Raw genomic sequence first — 13194 nt, 5'->3', positions numbered from 1 at the left:
CGGCCCACCCGGGTCCCACCGGCCGCTCCCGTCCCGGCGGCCGCTCCGTTCCCACCGGCCCGCACCCGAGCGCGGGGTCCGGTGGACCTCGTCACATCGGGCGGGCCGGGGTGGGCCGGGGGACCCGGCGGGCTCAGTGGAAGGTGTGCTCCTCCGCCGGGAACTCCCCGCCCACCACGTCCTGCGCGTACGCCTTCGCCGCGTCGCCCAGGGTGCGGCGCAGGTCGGCGTACTGCTTGGTGAAGCGCGGCACCTTCCCGCCGGTCATGCCGGCCATGTCGGTCCACACCAGCACCTGCGCGTCGGTGTCGGGGCCGGCACCGATCCCGATCACCGGGATCTCCAGCGCCCGGGTGATCTCGGCGGCGACCTCCGAGGGCACCAGTTCGAGCACCAGCGCGAAGGCGCCCGCGTCCTGCGCGGCCTTGGCGTCCTGGACCAGGCGGTGCGCCGCCTCGTCGCCCCGGCCCTGGACGCGGTAGCCCAGGGTGTGCACGGACTGCGGGGTCAGGCCCATGTGCGCCATGACCGGGATGCCGGCCTCGACCAGCGCCTCGGTCTGCGCGAGCGAGCGCTTGCCGCCCTCCAGCTTGACCGCGCCGACGCCGGCCTCCTTCACCAGCCGGGTCGCGCTGCGCAGGGCCTGCACCGGACCCTCCTGGTACGACCCGAAGGTCAGGTCGGCGACGATCAGCGCCCGCCGGGTGCCGCGCACCACGGCGGCGGAGAGCATCGCCATGTGGTCGAGCGTGACCGGCACGGTGGTGTCGTAGCCGAGGTGGCAGTTGCCCATCGAGTCCCCGACGAGCAGCACCGGGATGCCGGCCTCGTCGAAGACGGACGCGGTCATCGCGTCGTAGGCGGTGAGCATGGGCCACTTCTCGCCGCGCTCCTTGGCGGCGCCGAGGTCCCGTACGGTCACCCGGCGGGTGCCGGACCCGCCGTAGAGGGCCTTCGGGTGGTCGGCTGCGGACGTCTGGGCAGCCGGAAGCTGCGTCATGGTGACGGCTCCTTCTTCTGTCATCTCGAGGCGCCCTGACGGCGTCCCCGGACCACCTCCCATGCTGGCACGCCGCGCCCCGTCCGGAAAGCCCCGAGGTCCGGGCCCGACCCGGAAAAGCCCTGGAGTCCGGGGCGGGCCCGGGCACGGCCCGAGGTCCGGGTCCGTCAGCCGGCCGCGGGAAGGCCCACCCCGCCCAGGACGGCCAGGTCCGTGCGCCGCGGCGGAGCCGACAGCAGCGCGAGGACGTCCGCGGGCCGCGGGCCGTCCGCGGTCGGTGGCGCGGACAGGGCCGCCTGCGCGGCGCCCTCGTCCCGCCAGACCTCCGTGACGTGCACCACGTCCGGAGCGCCGGCCTCCCGGCCGACCAGGTAGACCTCGCAGCCCGGGAAGCCGCGCAGGCCCTCCGCCACCCGCAGCAGCAGCCCGGCCAGCTCACCGCCCCTGCCCGGGTGCGCGGTCATGGTCATCAGCCTGCCGATCACGCTCAGACCAGCGTGGTGATGCAGAAGGGGTGGCCGGCGGGGTCGAGCAGCACCCGCCACCGGTCGGGCCGGGGCTGCGTCGGGGGCTCGGTGGCGCCCAGCTCCAGCAGGTGGGCCTGGGCGGCGTCCAGGTCGTCCACGCCCAGTTCCAGGTGGGCCTGCTTCTCCCGGGACGGGTCCGGCCAGGTGGGCCGCCGGTAGTCGGCCAGCCGGTTGAACCCCAGCCCGGCCGCGCCCTCCTCGCCGAGCAGGACGAAGTCGTCCCCGGCGTAGGCGACGGGCAGGCCGAGGGCGTCGGCGTAGAAGCGGGCCAGTTCGGCGGGGTCGGCGCAGTCGAACGTGACGGCGGCGTAGCGGATGGCGGGCGCGGTCGCGGCTGAGGTGCTCATGGGGACGACGCTACGACGGGACCCGGACAGTCCCGGTCCTGGTCGTGCGGCACACTTCAGGACGTGATCAGCACCTCGGCCCGCCTGCTGCGCCTCGTCTCGCTGCTGACCGCGCGGCCGTCGTGGACCTGTGGCGAGCTGGCCGAGCGGATGGCGGTGACCGCCCGCACGGTGCGGCGGGACATCGCCAGGCTCCGCGAACTGGGCTACCAGGTCGAGTCCGAACCCGGGCCGTGGGGCGGCTACCGGCTGCGCCCCGGGGCCCGCGTCCCGCCGCTGGTCCTCGACGACGAGGAGGCGCTCGCGGTGGCCGTCGGGCTGCGCGAGGCCGCGCTCAGCGGCGTCCTCGGCGGCGACCAGGCCGCGCTGTCCGCCCTGCTGAAGCTGCGTCAGGTGCTGCCGGGCCGGATCGCGGACCGGCTGGGCGCGATGGACACCGCCTTCGTCCACACCACCCGGCCGGACGCGCCGCAGGTCGCGCCCGGCACGCTGCGCGAACTGGCCGTCGCGTGCCTGCGGGCCGAGCGCAGCCGCCTGTCGTACCGGGACCGGGAGGGCAGGGCCACCGTCCGGGAGGTCGACCCCTACCGCCTGGTGCACACCGGACGCCGCTGGTACTTCGTCGCGCGGGACGTGGCGCGGGACGCGTGGCGCACCTTCCGGGCGGACCGGGTCGAGCGGATACGGCCCACCGGGCACCCGGTCGAACTCGTCGACCCGCCCGACCCCGCGCTGCTGGTCTCCCGCTCCATCGCGGCCGGCGCCTACCCGGTGTACGTGACGGTCCGCCTGCCGCTGCCCCTGGAGCAGGCGCTCCGGCTGATCCCGCCGACGGTCGGCGCCCACCGCGCGGAGGGCGCCGGGGCCACCGTCGTGGACGTCGGCGGTCCCGACGCGGACGGGCTGGCGCGGTACCTGCTGGGCCTCGCCACCCCGCTGCGGGTGCTGGCGCCGGACGACGTGCGGGAGGCGCTGCTGCGCCGTACCCGCGAGCTGTACGAGGAGAACGAGGACCGCGAGCTGTACGAGGAGAGCGAACCGTACGAGGAGGGCGAGAGCCGCGAGCCGTACGAGGAGAGCCGCGAGGACAGGGCGGACGGCCCGGGGCCGTGACCGGGCCGGTCGGCCGGACGTACCGGCCGGACCCGTCAGGGCAGTTCGAGCCTGGCCGCCACCGGGAGGTGGTCGCTGCCCGTCTTCGGCAGGGTCCAGGACGAGACCGGCTCGATGCCCTTGACCATGATCTGGTCGATCCGCGCCATCGGGAAGGACGCCGGCCAGCTGAAGCCCATGCCGTCGCCGGCGGCGCCCTGGGTGGAGCGCATCTGGGAGGTGACGGAGGCGAGCGCGCGGTCGTTCATGGTGCCGTTGAGGTCGCCGAGCAGCACCACGTCCGGCACGCTCTCCGCGGCGATCGCCTCGCCGAGCGCGTCGGCGGCCCGGTCCCGCTGCCCGGCCGTGAACCCGGCGTCGAACTTGACCCGCACGGACGGCAGATGGGCGACGTACACCGCGACCTCGCCGTGCGGGGTGGTGGCGGTGGCGCGCATCGCCCGGGTCCAGCCCAGCCGGATGTCCACCGGACGGACCGCGCTGAGCGGGTACTTGCTCCACAGGCCGACCGTGCCCTGCACCGAGTGGTACGGGTAGGCGGCGGCCAGGTCGCGGCTGTAGCGCGCCACCTGGTCGGTCGCCAGCTCCTCCAGGGCGACCAGGTCCGCGTGCGCGGCGATCACGTCCTTGGCGGTGCCGTCGGGGTCGGGGTTCTCGGCGTTGACGTTGTGCGTGAGCACCGTCAGGTCGCCGCCGGACCCGGCCTTGTCCGTGAGCAGCCCGCCGAAGAGGTTGAACCACACCGCGGCCGGCAGCAGTACCGCGATCAGCGCGGTGACCGAGCGGCGCAGCACCGCGACCACCAGCAGCACCGGCACGGCCAGTCCGAGCCAGGGCAGGAACGTCTCCAGCAGGCTGCCGAGGTTGCCCACCCGGTTCGGCACCCTGGCGTGGAAGACCAGCAGGCCGGTCAGCACCACGGCGACCGCCGCCGTGGCGATGCCCCGCCGCCACATCCCCGCCGGCCGCCACCATCGCAGGAAGCGGGCGCGCAGCCGGTCCCGGGCCCCCGGCACGGTCCCCGGACCCACCGGGTCCCCGCCGTCCGTGCTGGTGTCCGTACCGTTCTGCGCCTGGGTCATAGAAGTCCTTGCCTGCCTGCCACTTGCCGCTGCTTTCGAACCCTAGGGCCTGCCGCCGTGATCGCCGCGACGTCGCGCCGCCGGCACGCACGTCCGTCGTACCGCCGTCGGCGCGAGCACCGGCCGGACCGCCGCCGGCACGCACGTCCGTCGTACCGCCGCCGGCACGCACCGGGCGGACCGTCACCGGTCGCCGACTCCGAGCGACCGACTCTACGGGATTCGCATGTGAATCGACGGGCGGGTGGGGGTGGGGGGTTCCCGCTCCGGCGCGGATCGCGGGGACTGTGACAAGACGCGCACAAAGGCGGCCGGCAGCCAGCCGGGTGTCCCGCCCCGGCGGGCCGCCGGCCGTGCGCGGTCAGGGCCGGTCCTAAGGCCGGTCCGGCGGACCCTCCCGGTCACCGCTCCGGCGCCGCGGACGCATGCCGTCGAGCAGGGTGTCCACCACCCGGTCGGCGAGGTCCGGGGGCAGCGGCGCGTCCGGGTGGAGCGTGGCGCGGGCGAGGACCGGGCCGGCCACCATGTCGCAGAGCAGTTCGAGGTCCGCGCCGAGCTCGGGCCGGATCTCACCGCTGGCGATGCCGCGTTCGAGCAGCCCGACGAGCATCCGGCGGCGGCCGGCGATGACGGTGTCGTGGTAGCGCCTCCACAGTTCCGGGTTGCTCTGCATCTGCGTCACCATGGTGCGCAGCAGCGCCGACTCGCGCTTGGCGAGGCTGCGCCGGCGGATGAACTCGACCGCGCGGACCAGGTCCGCGCGCAGGTCGCCGGTCTCGGTGCCGGCCGGCGGCGGTCCGTCGAGGGTGGCGAGCACGTCGAGCAGCAGGGGTTCCTTGCCGGGCCAGCGCCGGTAGAGCGTCGCCTTGCCGACGCCCGCCCGGCGGGCGATGCCCTCCATGGTGAGGTCGCCGATCGACGTGCCCTCGGAGATCAGCCGCATCACGGCGTCGATGACGCTGCGGTCCACGGCGGCGCTGCGCGGGCGTCCGCGCGGGGCGGTGCCCACCGCGGGGGCGCTGCCCCGGCCGCCGGGCACGCCCGGGGCCCCGCCGTCCGACGTCGCGCCGCCGGCCGTCGCGCCGCCGGTCGTCGCGCCGCCGGCCCTTGCGCCGCTCGCCGTGTTTCCGTCCGTCACTGCTCCGCACCCACCATCTCCCGGTCCTCCGAGCCGCCGCCGGGCGCGGGCGAGGGCGCGGACTTCGGCGGCAGGAAGAGGAAGGCGATCACGCCGCCGAGGATGGCGACGCCCGCGGAGGCGGCCGCGGTGACGTGCATGGCGTGGATGAACGCGTCGTCGGCGGGCCGCACCAGCACCGCGCCGCGCGGGCCGAGCTTCTCCGCGACGCCGAGGGTCGCCTCGATCGACTCGCCGGCCGCGTGCCGCTGCCCCGCGGGCAGGCTGCCGAGGTGGGAGCTGACGCCGTTGCGGTAGACGGTGGACATCACCGAGCCGAGCACGGCGACCCCGAGCGCGCCGCCGACCTGGCGGAAGGTGTTGTTGACCGCGGAGCCCGAACCGGCCTTCTCGCGCGGCAGCGACGACATGATCATCACGGTGGCCGGCGGCATGATGTGCGCCATCGCCGTCCCCATCACGAAGAACAGCACCTCCAACTCCCAGATCGGGGTGGACCTGCCGAGCAGCAGGAAGCCGAGGAAGGCCAGCCCGACCAGCACCATCCCGCCGGCGCACACCACCCGGGCGCCGAGCCGGTCGACCAGCAGGCGGGCCCGCGGCGCGAAGATCATCTGCGAGGCGGCGAGCGGGATCAGCAGCAGGCCGGACCGCAGGGCGCTGTAGCCGCGCACCGACTGGTTGTAGAAGACGATGAAGAAGGTCACGCCCATCAGCGCGAAGAAGACCAGGCCGATCGCGGTGACGGAGGCGGAGAACTGGCGCTTCCTGAAGTAGCTCACGTCGAGCGCGGGGTGGTCGCTGCGCGCCTCGTACCCGACGAAGGCGCCGAGGATCACCAGGCCGGCCAGGGAGGTGGCCCACACCTCGGTGCGGGTGAAGTCGCCGTACTGGCCGCCCTTGATGATGCCGTAGATGAGCAGCACCAGGCCGGCGATGGACAGCAGCACGCCGACCGGGTCGAGCCGGCCGGGCCGCGGGTCCCTGGAGTCGGGCACGATCAGGAACATCGCGATCAGCGCGGCCACCACGATGGGCACGTTGACCAGGAAGACCGAGCCCCACCAGAAGTGCTGGAGCAGCAGGCCGCCGGTGATCGGGCCGACCGCGATGGCCAGGCCCACCACACCGGCCCAGATGCCGATGGCGCGCGGCTGCTCCTCGCGCTCGAAGACGTTCATGATGATGGCGAGGGTGGCGGGCATGATGAGTGCGCCGCCCAGGCCCATCACCCCGCGCCACGCGATCAGTTGGTCGGCGGAGCCGGCGAACGCGGACAGCGCGGAGCCGCCGCCGAACACGACCATGCCGAAGAGCAGCACCTTCTTGCGGCCCAGCCGGTCACCGAGCAGGCCCGCGGTGAACAGCAGCCCGGCGAAGACCAGGGTGTAGGAGTTGATCGCCCATTCGAGCTGGCTCTGGCTGGCGCCCAGGCCGGTCGGGGAGGGCTGGGCGATGGTCTTCATCGCCACGTTCAGGATCGAGTTGTCCAGCACCACGACGAGCAGGCTGAACAGCAGAACGGTGAGGATCGCCCAGCGGCGGCGATGGATCGCCTCGGGCACGTGGGTGGGTATCGCGTCAGCGGCCATTCCCCGAGGGTACCTCTTTTACGATACGACCCCGTCTCGTATCGCAAAGCCCCGGCAAAGCCCCACCCCGCTCCACCCGTGCCGACGGGCGCGGCCGGTCAGAGGGTTCGCTGCCAGGAATCGGCGGGGGTCACCTCGGCCTGGGTGGGGAACACGCGGGTGAGCAGCACGTCGTGGACCAGGGGGTCGGCGTCCACGCAGCGGTCCGACAGGACGGTGACGCGGTAGTCGAGGTCGGCGGCCTGGCGCAGCGTGGAGAGCACCACGCCGGAGGTCGCGATGCCGGACAGCACCAGGTGGTCCACCTCCATCGCGCGCAGCAGCAGTTCGAGGTCGCTGCCGGCGAACGCGCTGACCCGGCGCTTGACCACGACGGGGTCGCCCTCCTGGGGCGCGACGCCGGGGTGGACGCCGTTGTCGGGCCGGGCTCCGGCCGACCGCGCGGGCAGGCCGCCGAACATCTTGTTGCGCGGGCTGATCTCCGGGTACCCGGGGCGGAAGTCCACGACCACGTAGACGACGGGGACCCCGGCGGCCCGGGCCGCCCGTACGGTGTCGGCGAGCGCGGTGACGTAGGACGCGTCGGCGTACCGTTCGACGATGGTCCGCTGCACGTCCATGACCAGCAGGGCCTGTTGGGGCATCGCTGTTCCTCCGAGGGTCGGCGAGTGATCGCCGACACCGTAGCCGCCCCCGCGGCGCGCCGTGGCGGCGGGGGCGGGCCGGGGGTGGGCCGGGGGTGGGCCCAGGGTGGGGCGGGGGCGCTCAGCCGCCCTCGCGCCAGCGGTTGGTGATCGGCAGCCGGCGGTCCTTGCCGAAGCCCTTCGCCGAGATCTTGGTACCCGGCGGGTACTGGCGCCGCTTGTACTCGGCGGTGTCGGTGAGCTTCAGCACCCGCGTGACCAGCTCCTCGTCGTACCCGGCGGCGACGATCTCCTCGCGGCCCCGGTCCCGGTCGACGTACAGCTCCAGCACCCGGTCCAGCACGTCGTAGTCCGGCAGCGAGTCCGTGTCCACCTGGCCGGGCCGCAGCTCGGCGCTCGGCGGCTTGCTGATCGAGTTCTCCGGGATCGGCGGGGTCTCGCCGCGGGCCTGCGCGTCGGCGTTGCGCCAGCGGGCGAGGCGGAAGACGGTGGTCTTGTACACGTCCTTGATCGGGCCGTACGCCCCCACCGAGTCGCCGTAGAGCGTGGAGTACCCCACGGCCAGCTCGCTCTTGTTGCCCGGGGCCAGCACGATCTGGCCCTCCTGGTTGGAGATCGCCATCAGCGTCACCCCGCGCAGCCGCGACTGGAGGTTCTCCTCGGCGAGCCCGGTCAACTTCAGCGACCCCATGTACGCGTCGAACATCGGGGCGATCGGCACCGTACGGAAGTTGAGCCCGGTGCGGCGGGCCAGCTCGGCCGCGTCGCCCCGGGAGTGGTCCGAGGAGTACGCCGACGGCATCGAGACGCCGTACACGTTCGCCGCTCCGATCGCGTCGCAGGCCAGCGCGGCGACCAGCGCGGAGTCGATGCCGCCGGACAGGCCGATCAGCACCGAGCGGAAGCCGTTCTTCTCGACGTACGCGCGCAGGCCGGTGACCAGCGCGCCGTAGATCTCCGCCTCGTCGCCGAGCGGCTCGGCCTCGGTGCCGGGGAACTCCGGCGGGTACGCGGCGACCGGCTCGGCGGAGAGCACCACGTGCCGCAGCTCCAGGCCGTCCGCGACCCGCCCGGCGGGCACCTCGGCGGCCGCCGCCGGCAGTTCCAGGTCGAGCAGCACGCACTCCTCGGTGAACTGCGGCGCCCGGGCGACCACCTCGCCGTCCGGGCCGACCACGATCGAGTCGCCGTCGAAGACCAGCTCGTCCTGCCCGCCGACCATCGCCAGGTACGCCAGGGTGCAGCCGGCCTCCCGGGCGCGCCGGCGGACCAGCTCCAGCCGGGTGTCGTCCTTGTCCCGCTCGTAGGGCGAGGCGTTGACCGACAGCAGCAGGCCCGCGCCGGCCTGGCGGGCGCCCGGCACCCGGCCGCCGTCCTGCCACAGGTCCTCGCAGATCGCCAGCGCCACGTCGACGCCGCCGACCCGGATCACCGGCATGGTGTCGCCGGGCACGAAGTAGCGGAACTCGTCGAACACCCCGTAGTTGGGGAGGTGGTGCTTGGCGAAGCGCAGCGCGACCCGGCCGTCGTGCAGCACCGCCGCGCAGTTCTGCGGGGCGCCGGCGGGCTGGCCGTACTTCGGCTGGGCGTTCTCGCTGCGGCCGAGGTAGCCGACGACCACCGGCAGCCCGCCCAGCCCCTCCGCGGCCAGGTCCCGCGCCAGCTCCTCCAGCGCGGCCCGACTGGCCTCCACGAACGACGACCGCAGGGCGAGGTCCTCGACGGGATAGCCGGTCAGCATCATCTCGGGGAAGGCGACCAGGTGGGCGCCCTGCTCGGCCGCGTACCGGGTCCGGCGCAGCACCTCCGCGCGGTTCCCGGCGATGTCGCCGACGCGGGAGTCGATCTGGTTCAGTGCGAGACGTAGTTGAGGCACGCCGCCCAGTCTAATCGTCAACCCGACGCGATGTCGCTGTCGCCCTGCCCACACCCGGCCCCGAACCCTGTGCCGGGCAGGCGTACGCGGGGGCCGGCCCGGTCAGGGCGAGCCGGCCCCCGCGTGACCGTGGTGCGCCCGCGCGGTCAGGCGCGCAGCCACACCGCGGTGTCCTGCGGCACCCGGCCGTCCTCGGCGAGCGGCCCGGAGGTGAGCAGCAGCTCCTGGTGCGCGGGCAGTTCGGCGGCGGCCGGGCCGAGGTTCACCAGGCAGACGAACCGGTCGGAGCGGCGGAAGGCGAGCACGTCGGGACGGCTGTCCAGCCACGCGAAGGCGCCGTCGCCCACCAGTTCGGGCGTGTCCGCGCGCAGCCGGATCGCGGCGCGGTACAGCGAGAGCATCGAGGCCGGGTCGGCCGACTGGATCTCGGCGGTGCGGGCCGCCCACTGGTCCGGCTGCGGCAGCCACGACTCGGCCGAGCCGGCCGGGCCGAAGCCGAACGGCGGGACGTCGCCGGACCACGGCAGCGGCACCCGGCAGCCGTCGCGGCCGGGGTTGGTGCCGGCCGAGCGCAGGTACATCGGGTCCTGCAACTTGCCGGTCGGGATGTCCTCGACCTCCGGCAGCCCCAGCTCCTCGCCCTGGTAGAGGTAGACCGAGCCCGGCAGCGCCAGGGTCAGCAGCGCGGCCGCCCGGGCCCGGCGGGTGCCCAGCTCCAGGTCGGTGGGTATGCCGAACGCCTTGGTGGCGAAGTCGAACCCGGTGTCCGCGCGGCCGTAGCGGGTCACCGTGCGGGTCACGTCGTGGTTGCACAGCACCCAGGTGGCGACGGCGCTGACCGGCGCGTGCGCGGCCAGCGTGGTCGCGATCGACGTGCGCAGCCGGGCGGGCTCCCACGGGCAGGCCAGGAAGTCGAAGTTGAACGCGGTGTGCATCTCGTCCGGGCGCAGGTAGCGGGCGAACCGCTCGGCGTCCGGCAGCCACACCTCGCCGACCAGGATGCGGGCGCCGGGGTAGGAGTCGGCGATCCGCCGCCAGCCGCGGTAGATGTCGTGCAGGTCGTCCCGGTCGACGTACGGGTGCGCGGGCAGCACCGCGTCGGCGCCCGCGGACGGGTCGGGCAGGTCGGGCAGGGCGGGGTCCTTGGAGACCATCGCCGCGGAGTCGATGCGCACCCCGCCGGCGCCGCGGTCGAACCAGAACCGCAGGATGTCCTCGTGCTCGGCGAGCACGTCCGGGTGGTTCCAGTTCAGGTCCGGCTGCTCGGAGTCGAAGAGGTTCAGGAACCAGTCGCCGGGCGTGCCGTCCGGGTCGGTGGTCCGGGTCCAGGCCGGGCCGCCGAACTGCGAGGGCCAGTTGTTCGGGGGCAGCTCGCCGTGTTCGCCGCGGCCGGGGCGGAACCAGAAGCGCTCGCGGGCCGGCGAGCCGGGGCCGGCCGCCAGCGCCTCCCGGAACCACGGGTGCGCCGCGGAGACGTGGTTCGGCACGATGTCGATGATGGTCCTGATGCCCAGCGCGAGGGCCTCGGAGATCAGCTTCTCGGCCTCGGCGAGCGAGCCGAAGACCGGCTCGACGTCCCGGTAGTCGGCGACGTCGTAGCCGCCGTCGGCCATCGGCGAGGGGTACCAGGGGCTGAACCACAGAGCGTTGACGCCCAGCTCGGCCAGGTACGGCAGCCGGGAGCGCACACCGGCGAGATCACCGGTCCCGTCACCGTTGCTGTCGGCGAAGCTCCGCGGGTAGACCTGGTAGATGACCGCGCCGCGCCACCAGTTCTCGTCGGCCTCGGGCTGAGGGGTGTCTGCCACGTCAACGTCCTTTCGGGCAGGTGGGACCCCGCCGCCGGCCCCGGTCGCGGGGATGCTGGCAGGAGGGCCGGCGGCGGAGTGCTGAGGGGTGCTGCGGATGGGGTCCGCGGGCGCGTGGGTCGTGCGGCCCGCGGGGCCCGGGTGGGGCGGTCGCGGGACGTCAGCCCTTGAGGCTGCCCGCGGTCAGACCGGACATGATGTTGCGCTGGAAGAGCAGGAAGATCAGCAGCGTCGGCACCGCGGAGATGGCCAGCGCGGCGATGATGACGTTCTCCGGGACGCCCTGCGAGAGCGAGTTGATGCCGAGGTTGATCGGCTGCTTGTCCGGGTCGGGCTCCACCAGCATCGGCCAGAGGAAGTCCTTCCAGACGTTGACCACCGCGAAGATCGACACCACGCCCAGGATCGGCCGGGACATCGGCAGGATGATCGACCACAGGGTGCGCAGCGGGCCGGCGCCGTCGATCGAGGCGGCGTGCATCAGGTCGTTCGGGATCGAGTCGAAGAACCGCTTCAGCAGGAAGATGTTGAAGCCGTTGGCCACCGTCGGCAGCCAGATCGCCCACGGCGTGCCGATCAGGTTGAAGTGCAGCAGCGGCAGGTCGAGCACCGTGACGTACTGCGGGACGATCAGCACCGCCGACGGGATCATCAGGGTGGCCAGCATGCCGGCCAGGATGACGTTGCCGAACACCGGCCGCAGTTTGGAGACCGCGTACGCGGCGGCGACGTCGAAGACCAGTTGGAAGAGCAGCGCGCCGAAGGCGTAGTACAGCGTGTTGAACAGAAGCCGGGCGAGCTTGAGCTGGGTCCAGGCGGTGTGGTAGGTGCCGGGCTTCGGGTGCTTGGGGAAGTACGACGGCGGGTTCGCGACGACCTCGCTCGCGGACTTCAGGCCGCCGGTGACCATCCAGTACAGCGGGCCGATGAAGACCAGGGTGAACACCACGAGCACCACGGTCAGCACGATCCGGTAGACGATCCTGCCCTTGCGGCGGCTGAGCGTCGCCGACGAGATCAGGGTGCGGTTCTGCGGTGAGGAGAGGGCTGCCATGTCCGTTATCCGTCCTGCTCGCTGGTCCGGCTGAGCCGCGTGTAGACGCCCGAGAAGACGACCAGCACCAGCAGCAGGAACAGGCCCAGCGCGGCGGCGCTTCCGAGGTTGTTGTAGCGGAATCCGTACTGGTAGATCATGTAGACGACCGTCATGGTGGAGTTCTCCGGGCCGTTGCCGCCGGCCAGCACGAAGACGTTGGTGAACTCCTGCATGGTGGCCACGATCTGCATCAGCAGCATCAGCGACAGCACCATGCGGGTCTGCGGGATCGTGACGTGCCAGATCTTGCTCCACAGGCCGGCGCCGTCCAGGTCGGCGGCCTCGTACAGCTCGCCGGGGATGTTCTGGAGCGCGGCCAGGTAGATCAGGGTGGCGCTGCCCATGCTCATCCAGGTGGCCGCGATCACCACCGAGATCATCGCGGTGTGGGACGAGTCGAGCCACTGCGACGTCGGCAGGTGGAGCGTCTTCAGGATGTGGTCGAAGAGCCCGTAGTCCGGGTCGTAGAAGTACTTGAAGAGCAGGCCGCCGGCCACCGGCGGGAGCATCACCGGCAGGTAGACGAGGATGCGCAGGTACGCCTGTGCGTGCCGCAGCTCGTTGAGGATGATCGCCACGAAGAACGGCAGCGCGAACCCGATGACCAGCGCGTAGCCGGTGTACTCGGCCGTGTTCTTCCACGCGGTCCAGAAGAACGGGTCGTGGTAGACGCGGTCGAGGTTCTTCATCCCGACCCAGGAGGTCACGCCCCGCTTCTTGTCCTGGAAGCTCATGATGAACTCGCGGACCATCGGGTACCACGAGAAGGCCAGGAAGCAGATGACCGCGCCGACGAGGAAACCGTATGCCTGGAGGTTCGCCGATACCTTGCGGCTCAGCCCGCGTCTCTCGCCGCGCCGGTCTGGTCCGGCCGGGCGCCCGGCGTGGCGCTTGGTCGTGTTCTCGGGGACGGTCGTCGCCGCCATGAGGGCTCCTCGGCTGAAGGTGGTGCGGTGATGTCAGGTGCCCGC

At 73.1% G+C, this 13194-nt stretch carries 12 protein-coding genes; 1 reads left to right on the top strand and 11 read right to left on the bottom strand.

The window, feature by feature from the left end; genetic code table 11:
- Nucleotides 1-133: 133 nt before the first annotated feature.
- From panB to RVR_RS09125, 3 genes are all read right to left on the bottom strand, one after another.
- Nucleotides 134-1000 (bottom strand): 3-methyl-2-oxobutanoate hydroxymethyltransferase, encoded by an 867-nt coding sequence (gene panB, locus RVR_RS09135; RefSeq protein ID WP_202233364.1) that lies wholly within the window; start codon nucleotides 998-1000, stop codon nucleotides 134-136.
- Between the two features lie 167 nt (nucleotides 1001-1167).
- Nucleotides 1168-1464: a putative quinol monooxygenase gene (locus tag RVR_RS09130; protein ID WP_237404653.1), complete on the bottom strand. Its 297-nt coding sequence runs from the start codon at nucleotides 1462-1464 to the stop codon at nucleotides 1168-1170.
- 23 nt (nucleotides 1465-1487) lie between these two features.
- Entirely contained in the window at nucleotides 1488-1874 is a 387-nt protein-coding gene (locus RVR_RS09125; protein ID WP_202233363.1) for a VOC family protein, read from the bottom strand.
- Nucleotides 1875-1937: 63 nt separating this feature from the next.
- On the opposite strand from RVR_RS09125, the gene RVR_RS09120 reads away from it, so the two are divergent.
- Nucleotides 1938-2987, top strand: a complete 1050-nt coding sequence (locus RVR_RS09120) for a helix-turn-helix transcriptional regulator (protein WP_202233362.1) — start codon at nucleotides 1938-1940, stop codon at nucleotides 2985-2987.
- Nucleotides 2988-3022: 35 nt separating this feature from the next.
- Here RVR_RS09120 and RVR_RS09115 read toward each other — a convergent pair whose 3' ends face one another.
- The 8 genes from RVR_RS09115 to RVR_RS09080 all read right to left on the bottom strand — a co-directional run bounded on the left by RVR_RS09115 (nucleotide 3023) and on the right by RVR_RS09080 (nucleotide 13149).
- On the bottom strand, nucleotides 3023-3943 hold the full coding sequence (locus tag RVR_RS09115) for an endonuclease/exonuclease/phosphatase family protein (RefSeq protein WP_430393226.1): 921 nt from the start codon (nucleotides 3941-3943) through the stop codon (nucleotides 3023-3025).
- 499 nt (nucleotides 3944-4442) lie between these two features.
- Nucleotides 4443-5207, bottom strand: a complete 765-nt coding sequence (locus RVR_RS09110; RefSeq protein ID WP_237404652.1) for a TetR/AcrR family transcriptional regulator — start codon at nucleotides 5205-5207, stop codon at nucleotides 4443-4445.
- The gene (locus RVR_RS09105; RefSeq protein WP_202233360.1) at nucleotides 5204-6799 is read right to left on the bottom strand and encodes an MFS transporter; all 1596 of its coding nucleotides are present in this window, start codon (nucleotides 6797-6799) and stop codon (nucleotides 5204-5206) included. Before RVR_RS09105 ends, RVR_RS09110 begins: the two co-directional genes overlap by 4 nt.
- Nucleotides 6800-6897: 98 nt before the next feature.
- A complete protein-coding gene (locus RVR_RS09100; protein ID WP_202233359.1) occupies nucleotides 6898-7443 on the bottom strand; it encodes a cysteine hydrolase family protein in 546 nt (181 codons plus the stop codon).
- Nucleotides 7444-7564: 121 nt separating this feature from the next.
- Nucleotides 7565-9319: an NAD+ synthase gene (locus RVR_RS09095; protein WP_202233358.1), complete on the bottom strand. Its 1755-nt coding sequence runs from the start codon at nucleotides 9317-9319 to the stop codon at nucleotides 7565-7567.
- A 146-nt stretch (nucleotides 9320-9465) separates the two neighbouring features.
- Nucleotides 9466-11127 carry a glycoside hydrolase family 13 protein gene (locus tag RVR_RS09090; protein ID WP_202233357.1) on the bottom strand — a complete coding sequence of 554 codons (1662 nt, stop codon included), beginning with the start codon at nucleotides 11125-11127 and terminating at the stop codon, nucleotides 9466-9468.
- A 160-nt stretch (nucleotides 11128-11287) separates the two neighbouring features.
- The gene (locus RVR_RS09085) at nucleotides 11288-12181 is read right to left on the bottom strand and encodes a carbohydrate ABC transporter permease (protein ID WP_202233356.1); all 894 of its coding nucleotides are present in this window, start codon (nucleotides 12179-12181) and stop codon (nucleotides 11288-11290) included.
- A gap of 5 nt (nucleotides 12182-12186) precedes the next feature.
- Complete coding sequence (locus RVR_RS09080) at nucleotides 12187-13149, bottom strand: carbohydrate ABC transporter permease (protein ID WP_202233355.1); 963 nt, start codon at nucleotides 13147-13149, stop codon at nucleotides 12187-12189.
- Nucleotides 13150-13194: the final 45 nt, after the last annotated feature.

The sequence above is a fragment of the Streptomyces sp. SN-593 genome (assembly GCF_016756395.1).
Taxonomy (GTDB): domain Bacteria; phylum Actinomycetota; class Actinomycetes; order Streptomycetales; family Streptomycetaceae; genus Actinacidiphila; species Actinacidiphila reveromycinica.
Note: the sequence above shows the minus strand (reverse complement) of the source record. Positions and strands in the feature narration are given on the sequence as shown.

Excerpts from the sequence above, each read along its gene's own strand:
- RVR_RS09105 (WP_202233360.1), bottom strand. The coding sequence starts at position 6,799 with ATGGCCGCTGACGCGATACCCACCCACGTGCCCGAGGCGATCCATCGC.
- panB (WP_202233364.1), bottom strand. The coding sequence starts at position 1,000 with ATGACGCAGCTTCCGGCTGCCCAGACGTCCGCAGCCGACCACCCGAAG.
- RVR_RS09080 (WP_202233355.1), bottom strand. The coding sequence starts at position 13,149 with ATGGCGGCGACGACCGTCCCCGAGAACACGACCAAGCGCCACGCCGGG.
- RVR_RS09125 (WP_202233363.1), bottom strand. The coding sequence starts at position 1,874 with ATGAGCACCTCAGCCGCGACCGCGCCCGCCATCCGCTACGCCGCCGTC.
- RVR_RS09100 (WP_202233359.1), bottom strand. The coding sequence starts at position 7,443 with ATGCCCCAACAGGCCCTGCTGGTCATGGACGTGCAGCGGACCATCGTC.
- RVR_RS09130 (WP_237404653.1), bottom strand. The coding sequence starts at position 1,464 with ATGACCGCGCACCCGGGCAGGGGCGGTGAGCTGGCCGGGCTGCTGCTG.
- RVR_RS09115 (WP_430393226.1), bottom strand. The coding sequence starts at position 3,943 with ATGTGGCGGCGGGGCATCGCCACGGCGGCGGTCGCCGTGGTGCTGACC.
- RVR_RS09085 (WP_202233356.1), bottom strand. The coding sequence starts at position 12,181 with ATGGCAGCCCTCTCCTCACCGCAGAACCGCACCCTGATCTCGTCGGCG.